General features: G+C 59.8%; 17 protein-coding genes and 1 riboswitch. Of the genes, 6 read left to right on the forward strand and 11 right to left on the reverse strand.

The window, feature by feature from the left end; genetic code table 11:
• Nucleotides 1-194: 194 nt before the first annotated feature.
• From AGR2A_RS11810 to AGR2A_RS11825, 4 genes are all read right to left on the reverse strand, one after another.
• Nucleotides 195-1,160 (reverse strand): aliphatic sulfonate ABC transporter substrate-binding protein, encoded by a 966-nt coding sequence (locus AGR2A_RS11810; protein WP_072494591.1) that lies wholly within the window; start codon nucleotides 1,158-1,160, stop codon nucleotides 195-197.
• 285 nt (nucleotides 1,161-1,445) lie between these two features.
• On the reverse strand, nucleotides 1,446-1,934 hold the full coding sequence (locus tag AGR2A_RS11815) for an Lrp/AsnC family transcriptional regulator (protein ID WP_003507846.1): 489 nt from the start codon (nucleotides 1,932-1,934) through the stop codon (nucleotides 1,446-1,448).
• 67 nt (nucleotides 1,935-2,001) lie between these two features.
• Entirely contained in the window at nucleotides 2,002-2,658 is a 657-nt protein-coding gene (locus AGR2A_RS11820; protein WP_072494592.1) for a uracil-DNA glycosylase family protein, read from the reverse strand.
• Nucleotides 2,651-3,244: a thermonuclease family protein gene (locus AGR2A_RS11825; protein ID WP_072494593.1), complete on the reverse strand. Its 594-nt coding sequence runs from the start codon at nucleotides 3,242-3,244 to the stop codon at nucleotides 2,651-2,653. The genes AGR2A_RS11820 and AGR2A_RS11825 overlap by 8 nt, the downstream gene beginning before the upstream one ends.
• A 108-nt stretch (nucleotides 3,245-3,352) precedes the next feature.
• Here AGR2A_RS11825 and pdhS2 point away from each other — a divergent pair, with 108 nt between their 5' ends.
• Nucleotides 3,353-4,888 carry a two-component system sensor histidine kinase PdhS2 gene (pdhS2, locus tag AGR2A_RS11830; protein ID WP_035211364.1) on the forward strand — a complete coding sequence of 512 codons (1,536 nt, stop codon included), beginning with the start codon at nucleotides 3,353-3,355 and terminating at the stop codon, nucleotides 4,886-4,888.
• 60 nt (nucleotides 4,889-4,948) lie between these two features.
• Here the strand turns inward: pdhS2 and AGR2A_RS11835 are convergent, their stop codons facing one another.
• Nucleotides 4,949-5,353 (reverse strand): diacylglycerol kinase, encoded by a 405-nt coding sequence (locus tag AGR2A_RS11835; protein ID WP_004442540.1) that lies wholly within the window; start codon nucleotides 5,351-5,353, stop codon nucleotides 4,949-4,951.
• Between the two features lie 8 nt (nucleotides 5,354-5,361).
• On the reverse strand, nucleotides 5,362-6,396 hold the full coding sequence (cobT, locus tag AGR2A_RS11840) for a nicotinate-nucleotide--dimethylbenzimidazole phosphoribosyltransferase (protein ID WP_004442543.1): 1,035 nt from the start codon (nucleotides 6,394-6,396) through the stop codon (nucleotides 5,362-5,364).
• A 153-nt stretch (nucleotides 6,397-6,549) separates the two neighbouring features.
• Between cobT and AGR2A_RS11845 the strand changes: the two genes are divergently transcribed.
• The 4 genes from AGR2A_RS11845 (at nucleotide 6,550) to ribB (ending at nucleotide 9,321) form a co-directional block, all read left to right on the forward strand.
• Complete coding sequence (locus AGR2A_RS11845) at nucleotides 6,550-7,335, forward strand: adenosylcobinamide-GDP ribazoletransferase (protein WP_072494594.1); 786 nt, start codon at nucleotides 6,550-6,552, stop codon at nucleotides 7,333-7,335.
• 19 nt (nucleotides 7,336-7,354) lie between these two features.
• Entirely contained in the window at nucleotides 7,355-7,546 is a 192-nt protein-coding gene (locus AGR2A_RS11850) for a DUF1289 domain-containing protein (RefSeq protein ID WP_006697635.1), read from the forward strand.
• Nucleotides 7,543-8,250: a TIGR02281 family clan AA aspartic protease gene (locus AGR2A_RS11855; RefSeq protein ID WP_072494595.1), complete on the forward strand. Its 708-nt coding sequence runs from the start codon at nucleotides 7,543-7,545 to the stop codon at nucleotides 8,248-8,250. The genes AGR2A_RS11850 and AGR2A_RS11855 overlap by 4 nt, the downstream gene beginning before the upstream one ends.
• A gap of 159 nt (nucleotides 8,251-8,409) precedes the next feature.
• A riboswitch (FMN riboswitch) is annotated at nucleotides 8,410-8,559 on the forward strand.
• Nucleotides 8,560-8,679: 120 nt separating this feature from the next.
• Nucleotides 8,680-9,321, forward strand: a complete 642-nt coding sequence (gene ribB / locus AGR2A_RS11860) for a 3,4-dihydroxy-2-butanone-4-phosphate synthase (protein ID WP_004442547.1) — start codon at nucleotides 8,680-8,682, stop codon at nucleotides 9,319-9,321.
• Between the two features lie 79 nt (nucleotides 9,322-9,400).
• Here the strand turns inward: ribB and AGR2A_RS11865 are convergent, their stop codons facing one another.
• From AGR2A_RS11865 to AGR2A_RS11890, 5 genes are all read right to left on the reverse strand, one after another.
• Nucleotides 9,401-10,162, reverse strand: coding sequence for an ABC transporter permease (locus AGR2A_RS11865; protein ID WP_072494596.1), 762 nt, complete (start codon nucleotides 10,160-10,162; stop codon nucleotides 9,401-9,403).
• Nucleotides 10,159-11,085: an ABC transporter ATP-binding protein gene (locus AGR2A_RS11870; RefSeq protein ID WP_072494939.1), complete on the reverse strand. Its 927-nt coding sequence runs from the start codon at nucleotides 11,083-11,085 to the stop codon at nucleotides 10,159-10,161. The genes AGR2A_RS11865 and AGR2A_RS11870 overlap by 4 nt, the downstream gene beginning before the upstream one ends.
• A gap of 105 nt (nucleotides 11,086-11,190) precedes the next feature.
• Nucleotides 11,191-12,012 carry a sulfite exporter TauE/SafE family protein gene (locus AGR2A_RS11875; protein WP_072494597.1) on the reverse strand — a complete coding sequence of 274 codons (822 nt, stop codon included), beginning with the start codon at nucleotides 12,010-12,012 and terminating at the stop codon, nucleotides 11,191-11,193.
• Between the two features lie 499 nt (nucleotides 12,013-12,511).
• On the reverse strand, nucleotides 12,512-13,780 hold the full coding sequence (locus AGR2A_RS11885; RefSeq protein ID WP_072494598.1) for an extensin-like domain-containing protein: 1,269 nt from the start codon (nucleotides 13,778-13,780) through the stop codon (nucleotides 12,512-12,514).
• Between the two features lie 174 nt (nucleotides 13,781-13,954).
• Entirely contained in the window at nucleotides 13,955-15,769 is a 1,815-nt protein-coding gene (locus AGR2A_RS11890) for a methyl-accepting chemotaxis protein (RefSeq protein WP_072494599.1), read from the reverse strand.
• A gap of 252 nt (nucleotides 15,770-16,021) precedes the next feature.
• Between AGR2A_RS11890 and AGR2A_RS11895 the strand changes: the two genes are divergently transcribed.
• Nucleotides 16,022-16,336 carry a DUF1883 domain-containing protein gene (locus tag AGR2A_RS11895; protein WP_004442557.1) on the forward strand — a complete coding sequence of 105 codons (315 nt, stop codon included), beginning with the start codon at nucleotides 16,022-16,024 and terminating at the stop codon, nucleotides 16,334-16,336.
• The last annotated feature ends 78 nt before the right edge of the window (nucleotides 16,337-16,414 follow it).

Genomic DNA, 16,414 nt, shown 5'->3' on the forward strand with positions numbered 1-16,414 from the left:
GGTGGCCGAAGGTCGGATAGGGGCTGGCTCTCAGTCTATCTCTACCCTCGCCCCTCATCCCGCTGCCGCGGACTTCTCCCCCACGGGGAGAAGAAACAAGCGGCATCCAATCGCCTCACATTTAACAACAACGGCCTGAATCAACCTCTGAGCAACATCCGCCAGCCGGTTGAAGAGACTCCACTTTCCGCCCATCAACTCGCCTTGGGACGCCAGACGATATCCGCCACCTTGAGCTTCTTCGGCACGATCTTCAGATCGTAGAACTCGTCCGCAAGCGCCTGTTGATAGGCGATGGCTTCATCCGGAACCAGCGAGACCCGTCCGAGGTCGGCACCGGGGCGCGTCAGCGAAACCTTCGTGACATCCTCGGGGACACCGGTGATGGCCGACAGCGACTTGGCTGTCGCGTCGATGTTGGTCTGCGCTTTCGCACCCACATTCGCCAGTTCCTTCAGGATCAGCGGCACGAGATCGGGATTACTTTCAACAAAATCGCCATTGGCGAGGAAGTAGCTCCACGGATCGACGATGCCTTCGGCTGTCGAGAGAACCCTCGTCGTCGGCTCTTTCTCCGCCACGGCGAAATAAGGATCCCAGATCGACCAGGCATCGATGCTGCCGCTTCGGAAGGCGGCCGCCGCATCCGGCGGGGCAAGATCGACGGGCGTGATGTCGGCCAAGGTCAGCCCCGCCTTTCGCAACGCCTTGACGGTGACATTATGGGCGCTGGAGCCGCGCTTGAAGGCGACCTTTTTGCCCTTCAGGTCTTGGAGCGTCTTCAGCGGCGAATCCTTCTGCACGAGGATCGCCGATCCGCCTGCCGCCGCCTTGTAGGTGCCGACATAACGCAGATTGCCGCCGGCGGCTTGCGCGAAAAGCGGCGGCACATCGCCGGTCGGGCCTATATCCAGCGCACCGGCACCCAGCGCTTCAAGAAGCGGCGGCCCGGAGGAAAATTCAGACCACTTGACCTCGATGCCGCGATCCTTCAGCAGCGCTTCGAGCGCGCCCTGGCTCTTCGCGAGCGCTATCACGCCATTCTTCTGCCAGCCAATCCGCAACGCCGTGGTTGCGGCGCTCGCGCGCCGGATATGCGGCAGAAACACCGCCCCGGTCGCACCTGCAATCAGTCCCAATGTTCCGCGTCGTGTCAGCATATGGATATCCCTCGCTATTCCATTCTTCGACAGTAAAAGCGTAGATATTCGAGCGATTTTATCAAAATCCTGGTTTGCGCGCAGAGGGCGCTGAGAGAATTGAATGTGCGAATTTGCCGTTACCGGCGAAATAGAATTGTCGTGCCTCTGCGGCAGCTACCGGACGGACCTTCCGACAGTATCAGCCCTGGCAGGCCCGACCGACGCCCAAAAAACCACCCACGAATTAAAACGCCCTCCCCGGCGGCCGGAAAGGGCGTTGATCAAAAACTGACCGGCGACGGATCACTCTTCGCCGGATTTAGGATTATCCAGCAGCATGTAATCGAGCGGCAGTTCCGTCGTATATTTGATCTGCTCCATCGCAAAGGCGGAGGAGACGTCGCGGATTTCGATCTTGGCGATCATCCGCTTGTAGAAAGCATCATAGGCGGCGATATCGGGCACGACGACGCGCAGCAGATAGTCGACATCACCGCTCATACGGTAGAATTCGACAACCTCCGGGAATTCGGAAACCACTTCGGAGAAGCGCTTCAGCCATTCGATGGAATGGGAGGCGGTGCGGATGGAGACGAAAACCGTGACCTTGGTATTGACCTTGACCGGATCGAGCAGGGCCACGCGCCGGCGGATGACGCCGTCTTCTTCCATCTTCTGGATACGCCGCCAACAGGGCGTCGTGGAAAGGCCGACCTTCTTCGCCAGATCGGCAACAGCCAGCGTGGAATCCTCTTGCAGAATGCGCAAAATCTTACGGTCTAGGCGATCCAATGCGTCTACCCTCCTGAATTAATTTCCTTTCAATACACTAATTTTTGCGGAAAAACAGAAAATTGTTTCACCAAAGCCGCATTTCCACATGTTGTCGCAGAACCGGCAACAGTTCCTCCGTAAACCACGGGTTCTTTTTCAGCCACCCCGTGTTGCGCCAGCTCGGATGCGGCAAAGGAAGAACGCCGGGGCCGGAATTGGCGTGAAGATAGCTGCGCCAGTTTTGCACCGTTTCGGTCATGGTTTTGCATCGTCTTTCACCCAGGTGAAAAGCCTGCGCATATTGGCCGATCGCGAGGATCAGTTCCACCTGCGGCATCGCCGCCATGACCCGCGTGCGCCAGTGCGGCGCACATTCCCGCCGTGGCGGCAGGTCGCTTCCCTTGTCATCATAACCGGGAAAACAGAACCCTATGGGAACGATGGCGAAACGATCCGGATCGTAAAATGTCTCCCGGTCGACATTCAGCCACTGGCGCAGCCTGTCGCCGGAAGCATCGTTGAATGGCAGGCCCGTTTCATGCACGCGCAGCCCTGGCGCCTGCCCGGCAATCAGAATGCGTGCTCTTGCCGACATGACGACCACGGGCCGGGGTTCATGCGGCAGGCGGTCAGCCATTCCCTTGAGCGGCATGTCGCGACAGAGACGACAGCGGGCAATCTCATCGCGCAGCCCGTCCAGCCCATCATCATGCACTGGCCCAACCCTCTCCCCTTCAGCCATGATCCCACCCCAGAAGATGGCGGACGATGGTGAGGAAACCCGCCGCCGGCGTTTCCATATCCGCGGCACGGTGATCCCTCCGCCACTGCGAGGGCTTTTCGAATTCTCCCGCCCAGATGCCGAGCGCCTGCCTGCGCGCGGCTTCCTGCTCGCTCGAAAACTGGAAATATCCCGACGCGACGGCAAAACCGGCCGACACCATGTCCGACGACACATCCCTGCCGCCGGCGGAACAATAGACGAGCAGTCGCCCGTATCGATCTCTGGAACTGCCGGAGCAGGAGAAATCCGCTGGCGCGGCCAGCCGTTGCAGAACACGGCGCGCCTCCTCGCCACATGGCCAGCTTTCGCCCCCGCGCAGACATGTCTGCGCAAGCTCCGGCGCATCGATGCCGAGCAGCCGGAAACGTTCCTTGCCCTTGGAGAGCGTGTCGCCATCAATCACGAAGAAGCGGCCGCCATAGGTTTCGCTGTTGATATGATCGAGCTTGGCTGCAATCAGAACCCCTAGAAAAACCGTAGCAAGGAACAGGCCGCCGTCGCGGACTGCGGAAAAACCCCCGCGCCTGCCTCCATTTCGTCTCATGTAACAACAAACCCTTGTCAGAGATGGCAAACAAATCCTTTCACGGCAGCATCTTCTTAAGATTTTGGGCGTAGTCTGCAAGGGTTCATGTCACCCTGCGTTGTAACAATGAGTAAAAGCGTCAGCACGTCCACCGACAAGATCATCGTCGACCGCTCGAAAAAACATCGCAACAAGGCGGTTTTCGACGCGGTGAAGACGACGCGTGAACGCTTGCAGCAAGGTGCAGGCGCAAGCGACGCCTATGAACGCGAGATGCTGACCATGCACATCGCCGAGACCCTGCAGGGCGCGATGATCATGCCGCTTTTCATCGTGCTTGCCTCCATCATCGGCGTTTACATAACCCGCGATATCAGCCTCATCATCTGGTCGCTGGCTGCATTGAGTTTCCACGCCATTTCGCTGATGCTCGCCAAACGGGCTGCAAAACAGGAAATCACCGCCGAAAACCTCCTGCACTGGAAAAATCTTTTTCTCGGAATGCAGATCGTCATCGGGTGCATCTGGGCGATGTTCGCGCTGGCGGAGCCAACGCGTAATGACCCGACGCTCGTGCTTTTCTTCAAGGGCTCGACGCTGCTGATCGCGCTCTCGCTTACCGCCACGGCCAATTTCATGCTGCGGCGGGCAACCTTCATGACTTTCCTGCCGGTGCTGGCGGCTCTGTGCGTCACCTCTGTCTTCTCGCGCGATCCATTCGATGTCGGTCTTGCGCTGATGTTCGGCATGGCGATCCTGTTCTGCCACCGCATCACCAGCCGGCTTTACCAGACCAGCATCAAGCTCCTCTCCTCGCAGACGGAAAAGGACGACCTGATCGCCGAGCTCGAAGTCGCCAATTCGGTTTCCGACGAGGCGCGGCGACGCGCGGAAGAGGCCAATCTGGCCAAGTCGCGCTTTCTCGCCTCCATGTCGCACGAGCTGCGCACGCCCCTCAACGCCATTCTCGGCTTCTCCGAGGTCATGTCTTCGGAGGTGCTGGGGCCGCTCAACAATCCGCTCTACAAGGAATATTCCGGCGATATCCACCGCTCCGGCCAGCATCTGCTCGATCTCATCAACGAAATCCTCGACCTGTCGCGCATCGAGGCGGGCCGTTATGACCTGAACGAAGAAGCGATCTCGATGCTGGAAATCGCCGAAGATTGCATCGGCATGATCCAGCTTCGCGCCCGCGCCAAGAACATCAGGATCTCCCAGCAGTTTGAAAACAGCCTGCCGCAGGTCTGGGCGGACGAAAAATCGATCCGCCAGGTAGTCCTCAACCTGCTGTCCAACGCCGTCAAGTTCACCCCGCAGGGTGGAGAAATTCTCGTAAAGGCGGGCTGGACGGCCGGCGGCGGCCAATATGTGTCGATCAGGGACAATGGCCCAGGCATTCCAGAGGAGGAAATTCCGGTGGTGCTGTCAGCCTTCGGTCAGGGATCAATCGCGATCAAGAGCGCCGAGCAGGGAACAGGCCTTGGCCTGCCCATCGTTCAGGCCATCCTCGCCAAGCATGACGGCCAGTTCATTCTGAAATCCAAACTGCGTGAGGGCACGGAAGGCATCGCCATCCTGCCCGCGAAACGCGTGCTCCAGAGCCTGCCGGCGGTCGAAGAAACCCATGCCATCCAGCCACGCCGACGGTCCTTCGCTTAAGGCGCCCACAGGAAGGCGTCGCCCGGCTTTCCACCTGGAAATGCCTTGAAGCTGGCAACCTCAGAAGAACAGCGTCGTCACCAGCGAATACAGCACGAAAAATCCGTTCGCCATCAGCAGGCAGAAGACGGCAAAGGAGCCGAGATCCTTGGCGTGCCGGCCCACGGAGGAAATTTCCGGCGAAATGCGGTCCACCAGTTCCTCGATGGCGGTATTGAGCGCTTCCACCGAGAATAAAAGCAGCATCAACACCGTGAAAACGAGAAGATGCGCAAACGGCGCGCCCACGACCAGAAGCAGGCCAAGCCCGACGCAGAAGGCAAGAACTTCGTGACGAAAGGCAGCTTCCTGCCAAAGCCGACCGAGCCCCTGCAGGGAATAGCGCGCGGCAGCGAACAGATGCCGCCAGCCCTTTTCTTTACGAAAGACCGGTTCTGGCGGTGGCATGTGCGGCGTCGCGTCCATCTTCAGCCTCAATGATTGGTGGGCGCGGTGATGCGTGTGTCGACACCTGCTGCCTCAAACGTGGCCATGCCGGAATGGCAGGCGGCGGCGGCCTTGACGATGCCGGCGGCAAGGGCCGCACCGGTGCCTTCGCCAAGACGCATTCCAAGCGCCAGAAGCGGTGTCTTGCCAAGCTTTTCGATGGCTGCCAGATGGCCCGGCTCACCCGAGACATGGCCGATAAGGCAATGATCGAGCGCAGAGGAATTGGCAGCCTTCAGCAACGCCGCGGCGGCCGTTGCCACATAACCATCTATCAGCACGGGAATGCGCTGCACGCGCGCAGCAAGAATGGCACCTGCAATCGCCGCGATTTCGCGTCCGCCGAGACGACGCATGATTTCCAGCGGATCGGACAGGTGGTCCTTGTGGAACTCTACCGCCGCCTTAACCGCGGCAATCTTGCGGGCCATGACGTCACCTTCCGAACCGGTGCCCGGACCGGTCCATTCTTCCGCCGTACCGCCATAAAGCGCAAGATTGATCGCAGCCGCTATCGTGGTATTGCCGATGCCCATTTCACCGACGCAGAGAAGATCGGTGCCGCCGGCAATCGCCTCCATGCCGAAGGCCATGGTGGCGGCGCAGTCACGCTCCGAAAGCGCCGGTTCACAGGTGATATCGCCGGTCGGGTAATCCAGCGCCAGATCGAAAATCTTCAGGCCGAGATCATTGGCCACGCAGATCTGGTTGATCGCCGCGCCACCGGCGGCAAAATTTTCCACCATCTGCTGGGTCACAGACGTCGGATAGGGCGTGATGCCGTGGCGGGTCACGCCGTGATTGCCGGCGAAGATTGCCACCAGCGGACGGTTGACGGCAGGCGAACGGCCGGACCAGGCGGCAAGCCACATGGCGATTTCTTCGAGACGGCCGAGCGAACCGGCAGGTTTCGTCAGCTGCGCATTGCGCTCCTTCGCCGCAACAAGCGCGTGCGTGTCCGGGCCGGGAAGCTCGCGCAGCAGCGCGCGGAAATCATCGAAGGGCAATCCGCTCATGCTCATGATATCAGTCTCTCTCATAGCCGGTTTGGCTTTCGCATCGGCTCATGCGTCCGGAAACTTGTGTTTTCCGGCAAATCGGTCTTTGTTGCGCCTCTCATAATAGCGGATGCGCCGCGGAACAACCGGAAATGCAGCGACTGCAACGGAGAGAGCATGAAGGCCCGGGATTTTATAACAGATGTCATGCATTCCCTCGCCTTTCTGAGCCGCCTGCCCGTCCCTTCGCGATTCTTCGAAGGCGACTCGGGCGTGTCGATGGGCCGGGCCGCCCGTGCCTTCCCCGCCGCGGGACTGCTGATCGCCCTGCCCGCCGCTTTCCTGGTTGTCGTGTTTGCGCGCTTCGATGCCTCTCCGCAGCTCACCGGGTGGCTCGCCATCGGCCTGACGGCGCTCATGACAGGCGCGCTGCATGAGGACGGGCTTGCCGACACGGCCGATGGCTTCGGCAGCGGCAGGGACAAGGCGCGTATGCTTGAAATCATGAAGGACAGCCGTATCGGCAGTTATGGCACCATTGCCATGGTTCTTTCCTTCGCGCTCCGCGCCACTGCACTCGCCTCGCTGATCATAACCCTGCCGGGCAAAACCGCTGCCGCCTGTCTGATTGCAGCGCTTGTCACGAGCCGCGCGCTGATGGTGTGGCACTGGCAGTCCCTGCCCGCCGCCAAGACCTCCGGCATCGCCGTCAATGCCGGCCAGCCCGTAGAAAGCGAGCGCAACATCGCGCTGGCCGCCGGGCTTCTTCTCTTCATATTGTTCACGCTGCACGCGCTGCCACTGTTTGAGATCGCGCTTGTGCTGGCGGTGGCGGTCATCGCGGCCATGCTGTTCGGCAGGCTGTGCGAGAGGAAGATCGGCGGCCATACCGGGGATACCATTGGGGCTTGCCAGCAGATCACGGAGATCGTGATTCTCGTCGCACTTGCCCTTGCGGCATGAGGGCCTGATATAGATCACCATGGAAACACCCTGCGTCCAGATCTGTCGCCTCGACACGACCCACACTCTCTGCATCGGCTGCGGCCGCACGCTGGATGAAATCGGCGGCTGGACGGGTTATAGCGACGAGACGCGCCGCTTGATCATGCGCGCGCTGCCGCAAAGATTGGCAAATCTGTCCGAGTCCGCCAAGGAGACACATACCGCATGAACAGACTGACCATCGTTCTCCTTCTGCTGGCCGTCGGCCTTGGCCTGCTCGTCGTTAATCACAATGGTGGCCGAACGCTCGGCATCGATAATGATCAGTTTGCCCAGGTCCTTTATCTTCTGCCCATCGCAGGGCTGCTGTCGGCCGGCATTCTGGCGGGAAGACGCGGCAACTTCGGCACCGTCATCCGGCAGCTCGCCGTCTGGCTCGTCATCATCCTCGGCCTCGTCTCGCTCTATCTCTATCGCTACGACCTGCAATCCTTCGGCGACCGGCTGCTCGGCGGTCTGATGCCCGGCCGCGCCGTCGTGGTGACGACATCGGCAGGCGAGCAGGAAATCGTGCTGCACAAATCCATGAGCGGCCACTTCGAAGCGAATGTCGGGATTGAGGGCAGGACAGTCCACATGCTGGTCGATACAGGCGCCAGCTCCGTGGTGCTCGCAAATGCGGATGCGACCGCAATCGGCATCGACACCACAAATCTTCGCTATACCGTACCGGTAATGACCGCCAATGGCCGCACGGCAGCAGCACCCGTCACGCTGTCGGAAATCAGCATTGGCCCGATCGTACGACGCAACATCCCCGCCCTCGTCGCCCAGGATGGCCAATTGGGCCAGAGCCTGCTTGGCATGAGCTTTTTGTCAACGCTTGGTTCGCTGCAGATGCAGACCGACGAATTGCGGTTGCGGGATCGGTGAGCACTGCCGCCTCGAGATTCATTTCGGGGAGTTTTCTCACGTCTTGGTACCGGAAAGGAAATTCCTCGTCGCGTCTGCAATCGGGATATTCTTTTCACGCGCAAGGGCTGCGGCGGGCCATTGCCCCTTGATTCCCTCGCATTTGATAATTTAAGTTGTTGCTGTTCTCAGGGCGGGGCGCAATTCCCCACCGGCGGTATCGGGACTTTCCCGGAGCCCGCGAGCGCTTCCGGTTTCCAAAGCCGGAAGGTCAGCAGATCCGGTGAGAGGCCGGAGCCGACGGTATAGTCCGGATGGAAGAGGACAAGGCATGGGACGCCTGCGCGTTAGCGGGCTTCGTATTGCATTGTTCGCCCAAGGGATATTTGGCGCTTCTCGAAGCGCGAAAATGCCGCAAAACGGCATAACCCTTGAAAGGCTTGAAATAGAATGACAGTTGCCAGAATTGAAGACGCCATTAACGCCATTTCCCGCGGCGAGATGGTGATTGTGGTTGACGACGAAGACCGCGAAAACGAAGGCGATATCATCGCCGCCTCCGACAGCATCACCCCCCAACAGATCGCCTTCATGATGAACCATGCACGCGGGCTGATCTGCGTGGCCATGCCCGGAGAGCGCCTCGACGCGCTAGACATTCCGCTGATGGTTTCGCGCAATACCGAATCCCTCAAGACGGCCTTCACCGTGTCGGTGGATTACATTCCCGGCACCACGACGGGCATTTCCGCCGCCGACCGCGCAAAGACCGTGCGCGCGCTGGTATCGGAAGGCTCGCGCCCCGAGGATTTCGCTCGCCCGGGCCATATCTTCCCGCTGCGCGCCAACCCGCAGGGCGTTCTCGGACGCACGGGCCATACCGAAGCTGCCGTTGATCTCTGCCGTCTCGCCGGGAAGTTCCCCTCCGGCACGATATGCGAAATCGCCAATGACGACGGCACCATGGCCCGCCTGCCCCAGCTCGAGGTCTTCGCCGAGCGCCACGGCCTGCTGGTCGTGACGATCAAGGACCTCGTTTCCTATCTCGAGGGTGAGGTTGTCGAGGAAGTGGCGCAGAAGCAGGTGGCCTGACCTGCGCTCGCGTTGTGCTTTGAATACGAGAACGCCCGGCGCAGACCGGGCGTCCAATTTTCAGGAAAGCGTTTCTGGATCAGTTGCGCAGCCGATACCCTGTCTTGAACATCCAGCCGACAACACCGAGGCATAGCGTCAGAAACAGCGTGATCATAGCCAGGCTGATGACGGGATTGACGTCAGCGATCTCGTAGAAACTCCAGCGGAAGCCGCTGATGAGATAAAGCACCGGATTGAAGTGGCTGACCGTCTGCCAGAAGGGTGGCAGCATGTCGATGGAATAAAAGCTGCCGCCGAGGAAGGTCAGCGGCGGCACCACCAGCATGGGAATGAGGTTCAACTGCTCGAAATTCGTTGCCCAGATGCCGATGATGAAGCCGAACAGGCTGAAACTCACAGCCGTCAGCACAAAAAACAGGATCATCATGAACGGATGGGCGATGCTTATATCCACGAAGAACGACGCGGTTATCAGGATGATCGTACCGATCATCAGCCCCTTTGTCGCCGCCGCTCCGACATAGCCGACAAGGATTTCCGTCATCGCCACCGGTGCGGAGAGGATTTCATAGATGGTGCCGGTGAATTTCGGGAAGTAGATGCCGAAGGAGCCGTTGCCGATGCACTGCGTCAGAAGCGTCAGCATGATGAGGCCGGGCGTTATGAAAGCGCCATAGGAAACCCCACCAACCTCCTGAATCCGCGAACCGATCGCTGTGCCGAACACGATAAAATAGAGCGAGGTGGAAATGACCGGAGAGACCACGCTTTGCAGCAGGGTGCGGCGGGTGCGCGCCATTTCGAACAGGTAGATGGACTTGATGGCTTCGAAATTCATTTCTGGCCTCCCACCAGCGAAACGAAGATATCTTCGAGCGAACTCTGCCGCGTGGAAATATCCTTGAAATGGATGTTGGCGGCGAAAAGCGCGCTCAGGACATCGGCAATGCGGCCCTGCTCGCCATTATCCTCGATTTCATAGGTAATGGTGCAGCCATCTTCGGAAAGCGTGAGGCCGAAGGGCGCGAGACTTTCCGGCAAAGTCTCCACCGGCTGGGAAAGCTCAAGAAAAAGCTGCTTGCGGCCGAGTTTCTTCATCAATGCCGTCTTTTCTTCCACCAGCAGCAATTGGCCACCATTGATGACACCCACCCGGTCGGCGATTTCTTCCGCCTCCTCGATGTAATGCGTGGTGAGAATGATGGTGACACCCCTGGCGCGCAGCTCGGAGACCACATTCCACATGTCGCGGCGCAGGGTCACATCCACACCCGCCGTCGGCTCATCGAGAAACAGGACCTTCGGCTCGTGCGCCAGCGCCTTGGCAATCAGCACACGCCGCTTCATGCCGCCGGAAAGCTCCCGCAGCATGTTGTCCTTCTTGTTCCAGAGCGACAGGGATTTGAGGATGCTTTCGATCAGCTCCGGATTCTTCTTCTGTCCGTGTAGTCCGCGCGAAAAGCTGACGGTGTTCCAAACCGTCTCGAACTGGTCGGTCGTCAGTTCCTGCGGCACGAGGCCGATGAGGGCGCGGGTCTGGCGAAAATCCTTCACCACATCGTGCCCACCAACCAGCACCGAACCGTCACCCGGATTGACGAGACCGCAGATGATCGAGATCAGTGTCGTCTTGCCGGCGCCATTGGGGCCGAGAAGAGCGAGTATCTCCCCCTCCCGGATATCGAGGCTGACACCTTTGAGCGCCTGGAAGCCATTTGCGTAGGATTTGGTCAGATTCCGTATCGAAACAATGGCATTCATGGCGAATTCTTTCGAAAAACCGAGTAAGATGAACGCCATATAGACCGCAGAGGTTGCAAATGCCAGCCCGGCGGACTGAACACTGCGTTCGGCGGGAGCGGAAAATCAGCCGTAGACGCTATAGAAAAACTGCGCTGCGACGAAAACCAGAAACACGCCGAAGGCCCGCTCCAGCTGCTTCTTGCTGAGCGCATGCGCCAGCCGTGCACCATAGGGTGCGATGACAAGAGTAATGGGGATCAGGAGCACCACGGCGATCCAGTTGATGAAGCCGGTGGAAAATGGCGGCAGCCCCGCATCGCCCCAGCCGGCCCAGATGTAACCCGCAAGCCCCGGCAGCGAAATCAACACGCCGACACCGGAAGAGGTGGCAACCGCCTGATGAATGCTGCGCCCGTAAAGCGTCATGAAGGTGTTGTTCATCACCCCGCCGCCCACGCCCATCAGCCCGGAAAACAGCCCGATGCCGGTGCCCACCAGAAAACGGGCCGGGTTTGGCGGCAGATCGGAACCGAGATGCCAGCTCGCCCGGTTGAAGATCATCCGGAAGGCAAGCGCGAGCGCGATGAAGGCAAAGATCAGGCGCAGCGCCACACTCGAGGCATAGGCTGCAACGATAGAGGCGAGAACGGTGCCAAGCGGCACGGCAACGACCCAGCCTTTCAGAAGCTCGATATCGACGGCGCCCTTCTGGCGATGCGTCAGGAACGAGCGGATGGACGTCGGCACGATAATGGCGAGAGACGTTCCGAGCGAAAGATGCATGCGCACCGCCTCAGGCACATCCAGAAGTCCGAAGACCTGGTAAAAAACCGGCACCAGCACCGCGCCGCCGCCGATACCGAACAGGCCGGCCAGAAGGCCTGCAACCACACCCGCAGCAGCAAGTGCCGCAGCGAAGATCATTATCTCTGAAACTGGGGGCATGAAGGCAGCCTCCCGAAGGCCGTTGTCACAAACATGTGACGCTCATAGCGTATCAGAAAAGGGCGGCAAGCCATGTTGGCCGCAGGTCAGTACGGCGCGACGTCTTTTGCCGCAAATCCGCGCCGGATGGACCGTTCTGTGGGATCGCTTCCCATTTCATGCCCTTGCAAAGACGCCGATATCCCCCCCGATAAGGCTGTCTTCTTCAACCGGCCTTCGGGCCGGTCTTTTTTTGTGGGAATGTGGCGAGCGATTATCGAGCTAGCGGCAGCGAAACATCCTCAAGCTTCGTCATTCCGACCATATCCAAAAATCCTTCGCCTATGTCATCGGCGGCAGCCCTATGACAAGCCACACTCCGTGTTCGACGTCATCCTCGGCCTTGTGCCGAGGATCTGCCGACGTATCGCCAATAGCGGCGTTGCAGATGCTCGGGACAGGCCCGAGCATGACGGAGGAGACGCTTTCAAACTCAGCCGCCAACCTCCAACGGCGCGACTTAATCGCAATGCCTGTAACCTGACTTGCGGGTACGCAGGTCGAAGTGAAAATGGTTCCAGTGGTTGGGATCACTGCCCGGCCCGAGAACGGTGGAGAAATATTTGCAGCTATCCGATCTGACGGCCTTCAGCAGTGCCTTTTCGCGGAAAGCGAAGAAACTCTTCTTACGGACATCGATTTCCTTGCCGTTCTTCAGCGTGATGGTGCCGATATCGATGGCGTTGCCCCGCGCATGTTCCGACCACGGATTGCTGGAACGGGAATTCATCTTGCGGCAGGAATAACCACCCATCGGCGTTATGCGGCCGACGCCGGAGAGATAGCGGAAACGCGAGGACGGTACGAGTTCGAACTTCACCCATTTCGCAAAGGCAAGCGTAACCTGGCAATTGAGCTTCACCGCCGGACGAACTGCGACGCCGCTGGCGAGACCGCTGAGTTCGATCGGGTAATCGATGCCGCAGGTCGGCCCGTCGGCAATACGGGCGACGTCACGAAAAGCGACACCCATACGGCGAAGCTCGGCGCGGCAGGCAACCTCCGAAGACGGCATGATGCCGGGCGGCAGGGACCGGTCGCTCTGAAGTCCGCCGCGAACGGTCGGATCATTCGGCATGAGCATGGCCACCTCTTCCACCGGCTGGCGGCGGGAGGACGATCCGGGTGGCGGCGGCGGAATGAGCCCGGACTGGCGCCGCGCCGGAGAAACCGCAACCGGATTGTCGGTGCCGATGCCGTCCACCACCGGCTGGGCCGAAGCCCCCTCGGCAATCTCGGCATCCTGTTCCTCTGCCAGTCCCCGCACCGGCTCCACGCCGAGCATGGAATCCATGTTCACGCCGCCTTCGCCCTCGGCAATCTGGCTGCTGGCCATTTGCTGCGGGGGTATCTCCTGGCTTTGCGTCGCCTGCACCGGCAGATTGCCATGACCGCCAGCCGCCATGCGTGCCTGATGCTGTGCATCGAGGGTGGAATAACCCTGCCCTGCCTGGCGCGTTTGCAGCAGCGGATCCTGCGAAGCATAAGGCTCCGGCATCGGCTGCGATATGGCCGTGGGATAATCGTTGCTCTGTCCGGCCCGCTCAACCTGACGGAAGGCACCTGCCGGCGCGCTGTAGCCCTGTTGCCGCGACGAACGGATTGCGCTCACGCGTGTGGTGCCGTCCACCTCCGCCGGTGGCACGAGGCCCTCCGCCGAACACGACACCATGACCGTGGAAATCATCAGCAACGTCACAAGACGACGCGGAAGGGAAACATACGCCATACGAGAACCTGTACCTTCAGCGGCCGCTATCCGCGGCAATACAGGTCAAATTTTAAAGAAATGAGGTAAACGAAACCTTATTGGTTGCGGGAAATAACGAATGGCTGGTTCTGATGGCCCAAAACAAAGGGCGCAGCCGGAACCGCGCCCTTCATCAGATCGAGACGCCTGAAGTCAGGCCGCCCGCGAAACCTCGCGCTCGGCATCATGTCCAAGTTCGAAGCGCGACAGAAGCGAGCGCAACTGGCGGCTTTCCTCGGCGAGCGTCTGGCTGGCGGCGGTCGTTTCTTCCACCATGGCCGCGTTTTGCTGTGTCATCTGGTCCATGTGATTAACGGAGGTGTTGATCTCCTGGAGGCCGGTGGCCTGCTCCCGCGCCGCAGTGGCGATGGAATTCACGTGACCTTCGACCCGGTTTACGAGCGCCACGATTTCTTCCAGTGCATCGCCCGTGGAGCGGACGAGTGCGACGCCGCCGCCGACCTCCTCCGCCGAGCGATTGATAAGGGTCTTGATCTCCTTGGCGGCATTGGCGGAGCGTTGCGCCAGTTCGCGCACCTCCTGCGCCACCACGGCGAAACCACGTCCGGCCTCGCCGGCCCGCGCCGCTTCCACGCCGGCATTCAGCGCCAGCAGGTTGGTCTGGAAGGCGATCTCGTCGATGACGGAAATGATCTGTCCGATCCGCTTTGACGATTCCTCGATGCGGCCCATGGCATCGACCGCGTTGCGCACGATCTCGCCTGAGCGGCCGGCGCTGCTTTTCGTGTCCTGCACCATCTGCCGCGCCTCATTGGCCCGTTCGGATGCGGTGCGCACCGTGGCGGTAATCTCGTCAAGCGCTGCGGCCGTTTCCTCCAGCGCCGCCGCCTGCTGTTCGGTCCGGCGCGAGAGATTGCCGGTCGCGCCGCTGATATCTGCAGCACTGTCATTGACGACATGACCGGTCCGGGAAATCGCTTCGATGGCGCCATGGAGCGCACCCACGGCCCGATTGAAGTCCGTGCGTAGCTTTTCGTAGTCGTCGCCGATATCTGTCAGCGAAACAGTCAGATCCCCATTGGCAAGCGCCTCGAGCGCCTCCCCCAGACGCTCCATGGCATGGGCCTGCCGCTCGGATGCGGAACGAAGGACCATCTCGTTGCCCCGACGCGCTTCCTCCAGTGCCCGCTGCTGGTCGGCCTCACGCGCCTGCAGGGCGCTGCGCTCATTGACGCTGTCACGCAGCACCAGCAACGTCTTGGCAATCGCGCCGATTTCGTTCCGGCGATCGGCGAAGCGGATTTCGGCGGTGCCGTCGCCGTCGGCGATCTGCTTCATGCTCTGCCGGATGAGATCGATCGGTCGAGTGACGCCACGCACGACGGCGGCGGCCACGGCAATGACGACAAGGCCGGACAAGATGCACAGGCCGATGTTGAAATACGCGTCGCTCCAGAACACCGCTTCGAGGTCGTCGACATAAACGCCCGTACCCACGATCCAGCCCCAGGGTGCGAAACCGGAGACATGGGAGAATTTTTCCACCGGCTCCGGGGCACCCGGTTTCGGCCAGTAATAATCGACAAAGCCCTGACCGCCCGCCTTGACCGTATTCACGAACTCAACGAACAGCGCCTTGCCGTTCGGGTCCTTGTTGGCGGTAAGATCGGTTCCGTTCATTTCCGGCTTGATCGGATGCATCACCATTTTGGGGTGCATATCGTTGATCCAGAAATAGCCGCTGCCGTTGCCATACCGCATGGCCGCGATTGTGACCTTGGCCTGCTGCTGTGCCGCCTCCCGCGTCAAGCTGCCGCTTTGTTCCAGGCGATAATATTGATCGAGAATAGCGACGGCCGTTTCGTTCATCGCCGCAAGCCCGGCTTTGCGCTCGCGTTCCATCTCGCCAAAGGTTTCGAACAGGCTGAATGTCAGCGCTGCGGTCAGGATTGCCAGAAACAATGCGACGAGCGCATATAGGCGCATAGATATAGTGACGTTTTTCATATTCCCCCCAACGCCGATGAGTGCACTTCGACCAGCCGATGCTAAGGGGAAAAAATTTATTATGATTAAATACGCCCATTATACGTTGGTATTATCTTCATGGGCGTCGAACACGGCCTGAAATACTCACCATCGCCATTGGCCGCCGGCGGGACAGCCAGTAATTCGATGAAAACCGCTCGAATTTAAAGGCAGCGTTAACCCTGCCTCCCTATCCTCTTTTGCCACAATACCGGTACTTGGAGGCGCGCGATGGCACGGCCGAATTTCCGCTACACGCATTATGACCTGAAGGAATTGCGGGCGGGCACGATCATTGAAGTATCTCTCTCGGCCATCAACAATGTCCGGTTGATGACGGGCGCGAATTTCCAGCGCTTCACCGAATTGCTCGATTTCAAATATCTTGGCGGCGTCGCGAAAAAGTCGCCAATCCGGATCGCCATCCCCGAAACGATGCACTGGCATCTGGTGATCGATGCCGACGGGCATAACGGCCTGGCGGAATCATCGGTCAAGATGCTGCCGGCGCAGCCGCAGGCCGCGCCTCAGCGCAAGGCATCCTGACTTATTTGAAAAAACAATGCGATAGCGCAGTTTCGCGACTCTTTTTGGCAAGCGCCTGAATCATTTTGTGAAGATGAG

The sequence above is a fragment of the Agrobacterium genomosp. 2 str. CFBP 5494 genome, from assembly GCF_900013495.1.
Lineage (GTDB): Bacteria > Pseudomonadota > Alphaproteobacteria > Rhizobiales > Rhizobiaceae > Agrobacterium > Agrobacterium pusense.

What these genes read in the sequence shown, in the direction of transcription:
- AGR2A_RS11835 (WP_004442540.1), bottom strand. Translation starts at nt 5,353, where the DNA reads ATGGACGCGACGCCGCACATGCCACCGCCAGAACCGGTCTTTCGTAAA.
- AGR2A_RS11865 (WP_072494596.1), bottom strand. Translation starts at nt 10,162, where the DNA reads ATGAATTTCGAAGCCATCAAGTCCATCTACCTGTTCGAAATGGCGCGC.
- AGR2A_RS11825 (WP_072494593.1), bottom strand. Translation starts at nt 3,244, where the DNA reads ATGAGACGAAATGGAGGCAGGCGCGGGGGTTTTTCCGCAGTCCGCGAC.
- AGR2A_RS11895 (WP_004442557.1), top strand. Translation starts at nt 16,022, where the DNA reads ATGGCACGGCCGAATTTCCGCTACACGCATTATGACCTGAAGGAATTG.
- AGR2A_RS11845 (WP_072494594.1), top strand. Translation starts at nt 6,550, where the DNA reads ATGAAGGCCCGGGATTTTATAACAGATGTCATGCATTCCCTCGCCTTT.
- cobT (WP_004442543.1), bottom strand. Translation starts at nt 6,396, where the DNA reads ATGAGCATGAGCGGATTGCCCTTCGATGATTTCCGCGCGCTGCTGCGC.
- AGR2A_RS11850 (WP_006697635.1), top strand. Translation starts at nt 7,355, where the DNA reads ATGGAAACACCCTGCGTCCAGATCTGTCGCCTCGACACGACCCACACT.
- ribB (WP_004442547.1), top strand. Translation starts at nt 8,680, where the DNA reads ATGACAGTTGCCAGAATTGAAGACGCCATTAACGCCATTTCCCGCGGC.
- AGR2A_RS11810 (WP_072494591.1), bottom strand. Translation starts at nt 1,160, where the DNA reads ATGCTGACACGACGCGGAACATTGGGACTGATTGCAGGTGCGACCGGG.
- AGR2A_RS11820 (WP_072494592.1), bottom strand. Translation starts at nt 2,658, where the DNA reads ATGGCTGAAGGGGAGAGGGTTGGGCCAGTGCATGATGATGGGCTGGAC.
- pdhS2 (WP_035211364.1), top strand. Translation starts at nt 3,353, where the DNA reads ATGAGTAAAAGCGTCAGCACGTCCACCGACAAGATCATCGTCGACCGC.
- AGR2A_RS11870 (WP_072494939.1), bottom strand. Translation starts at nt 11,085, where the DNA reads ATGAATGCCATTGTTTCGATACGGAATCTGACCAAATCCTACGCAAAT.
- AGR2A_RS11885 (WP_072494598.1), bottom strand. Translation starts at nt 13,780, where the DNA reads ATGGCGTATGTTTCCCTTCCGCGTCGTCTTGTGACGTTGCTGATGATT.
- AGR2A_RS11855 (WP_072494595.1), top strand. Translation starts at nt 7,543, where the DNA reads ATGAACAGACTGACCATCGTTCTCCTTCTGCTGGCCGTCGGCCTTGGC.
- AGR2A_RS11890 (WP_072494599.1), bottom strand. Translation starts at nt 15,769, where the DNA reads ATGAAAAACGTCACTATATCTATGCGCCTATATGCGCTCGTCGCATTG.
- AGR2A_RS11875 (WP_072494597.1), bottom strand. Translation starts at nt 12,012, where the DNA reads ATGCCCCCAGTTTCAGAGATAATGATCTTCGCTGCGGCACTTGCTGCT.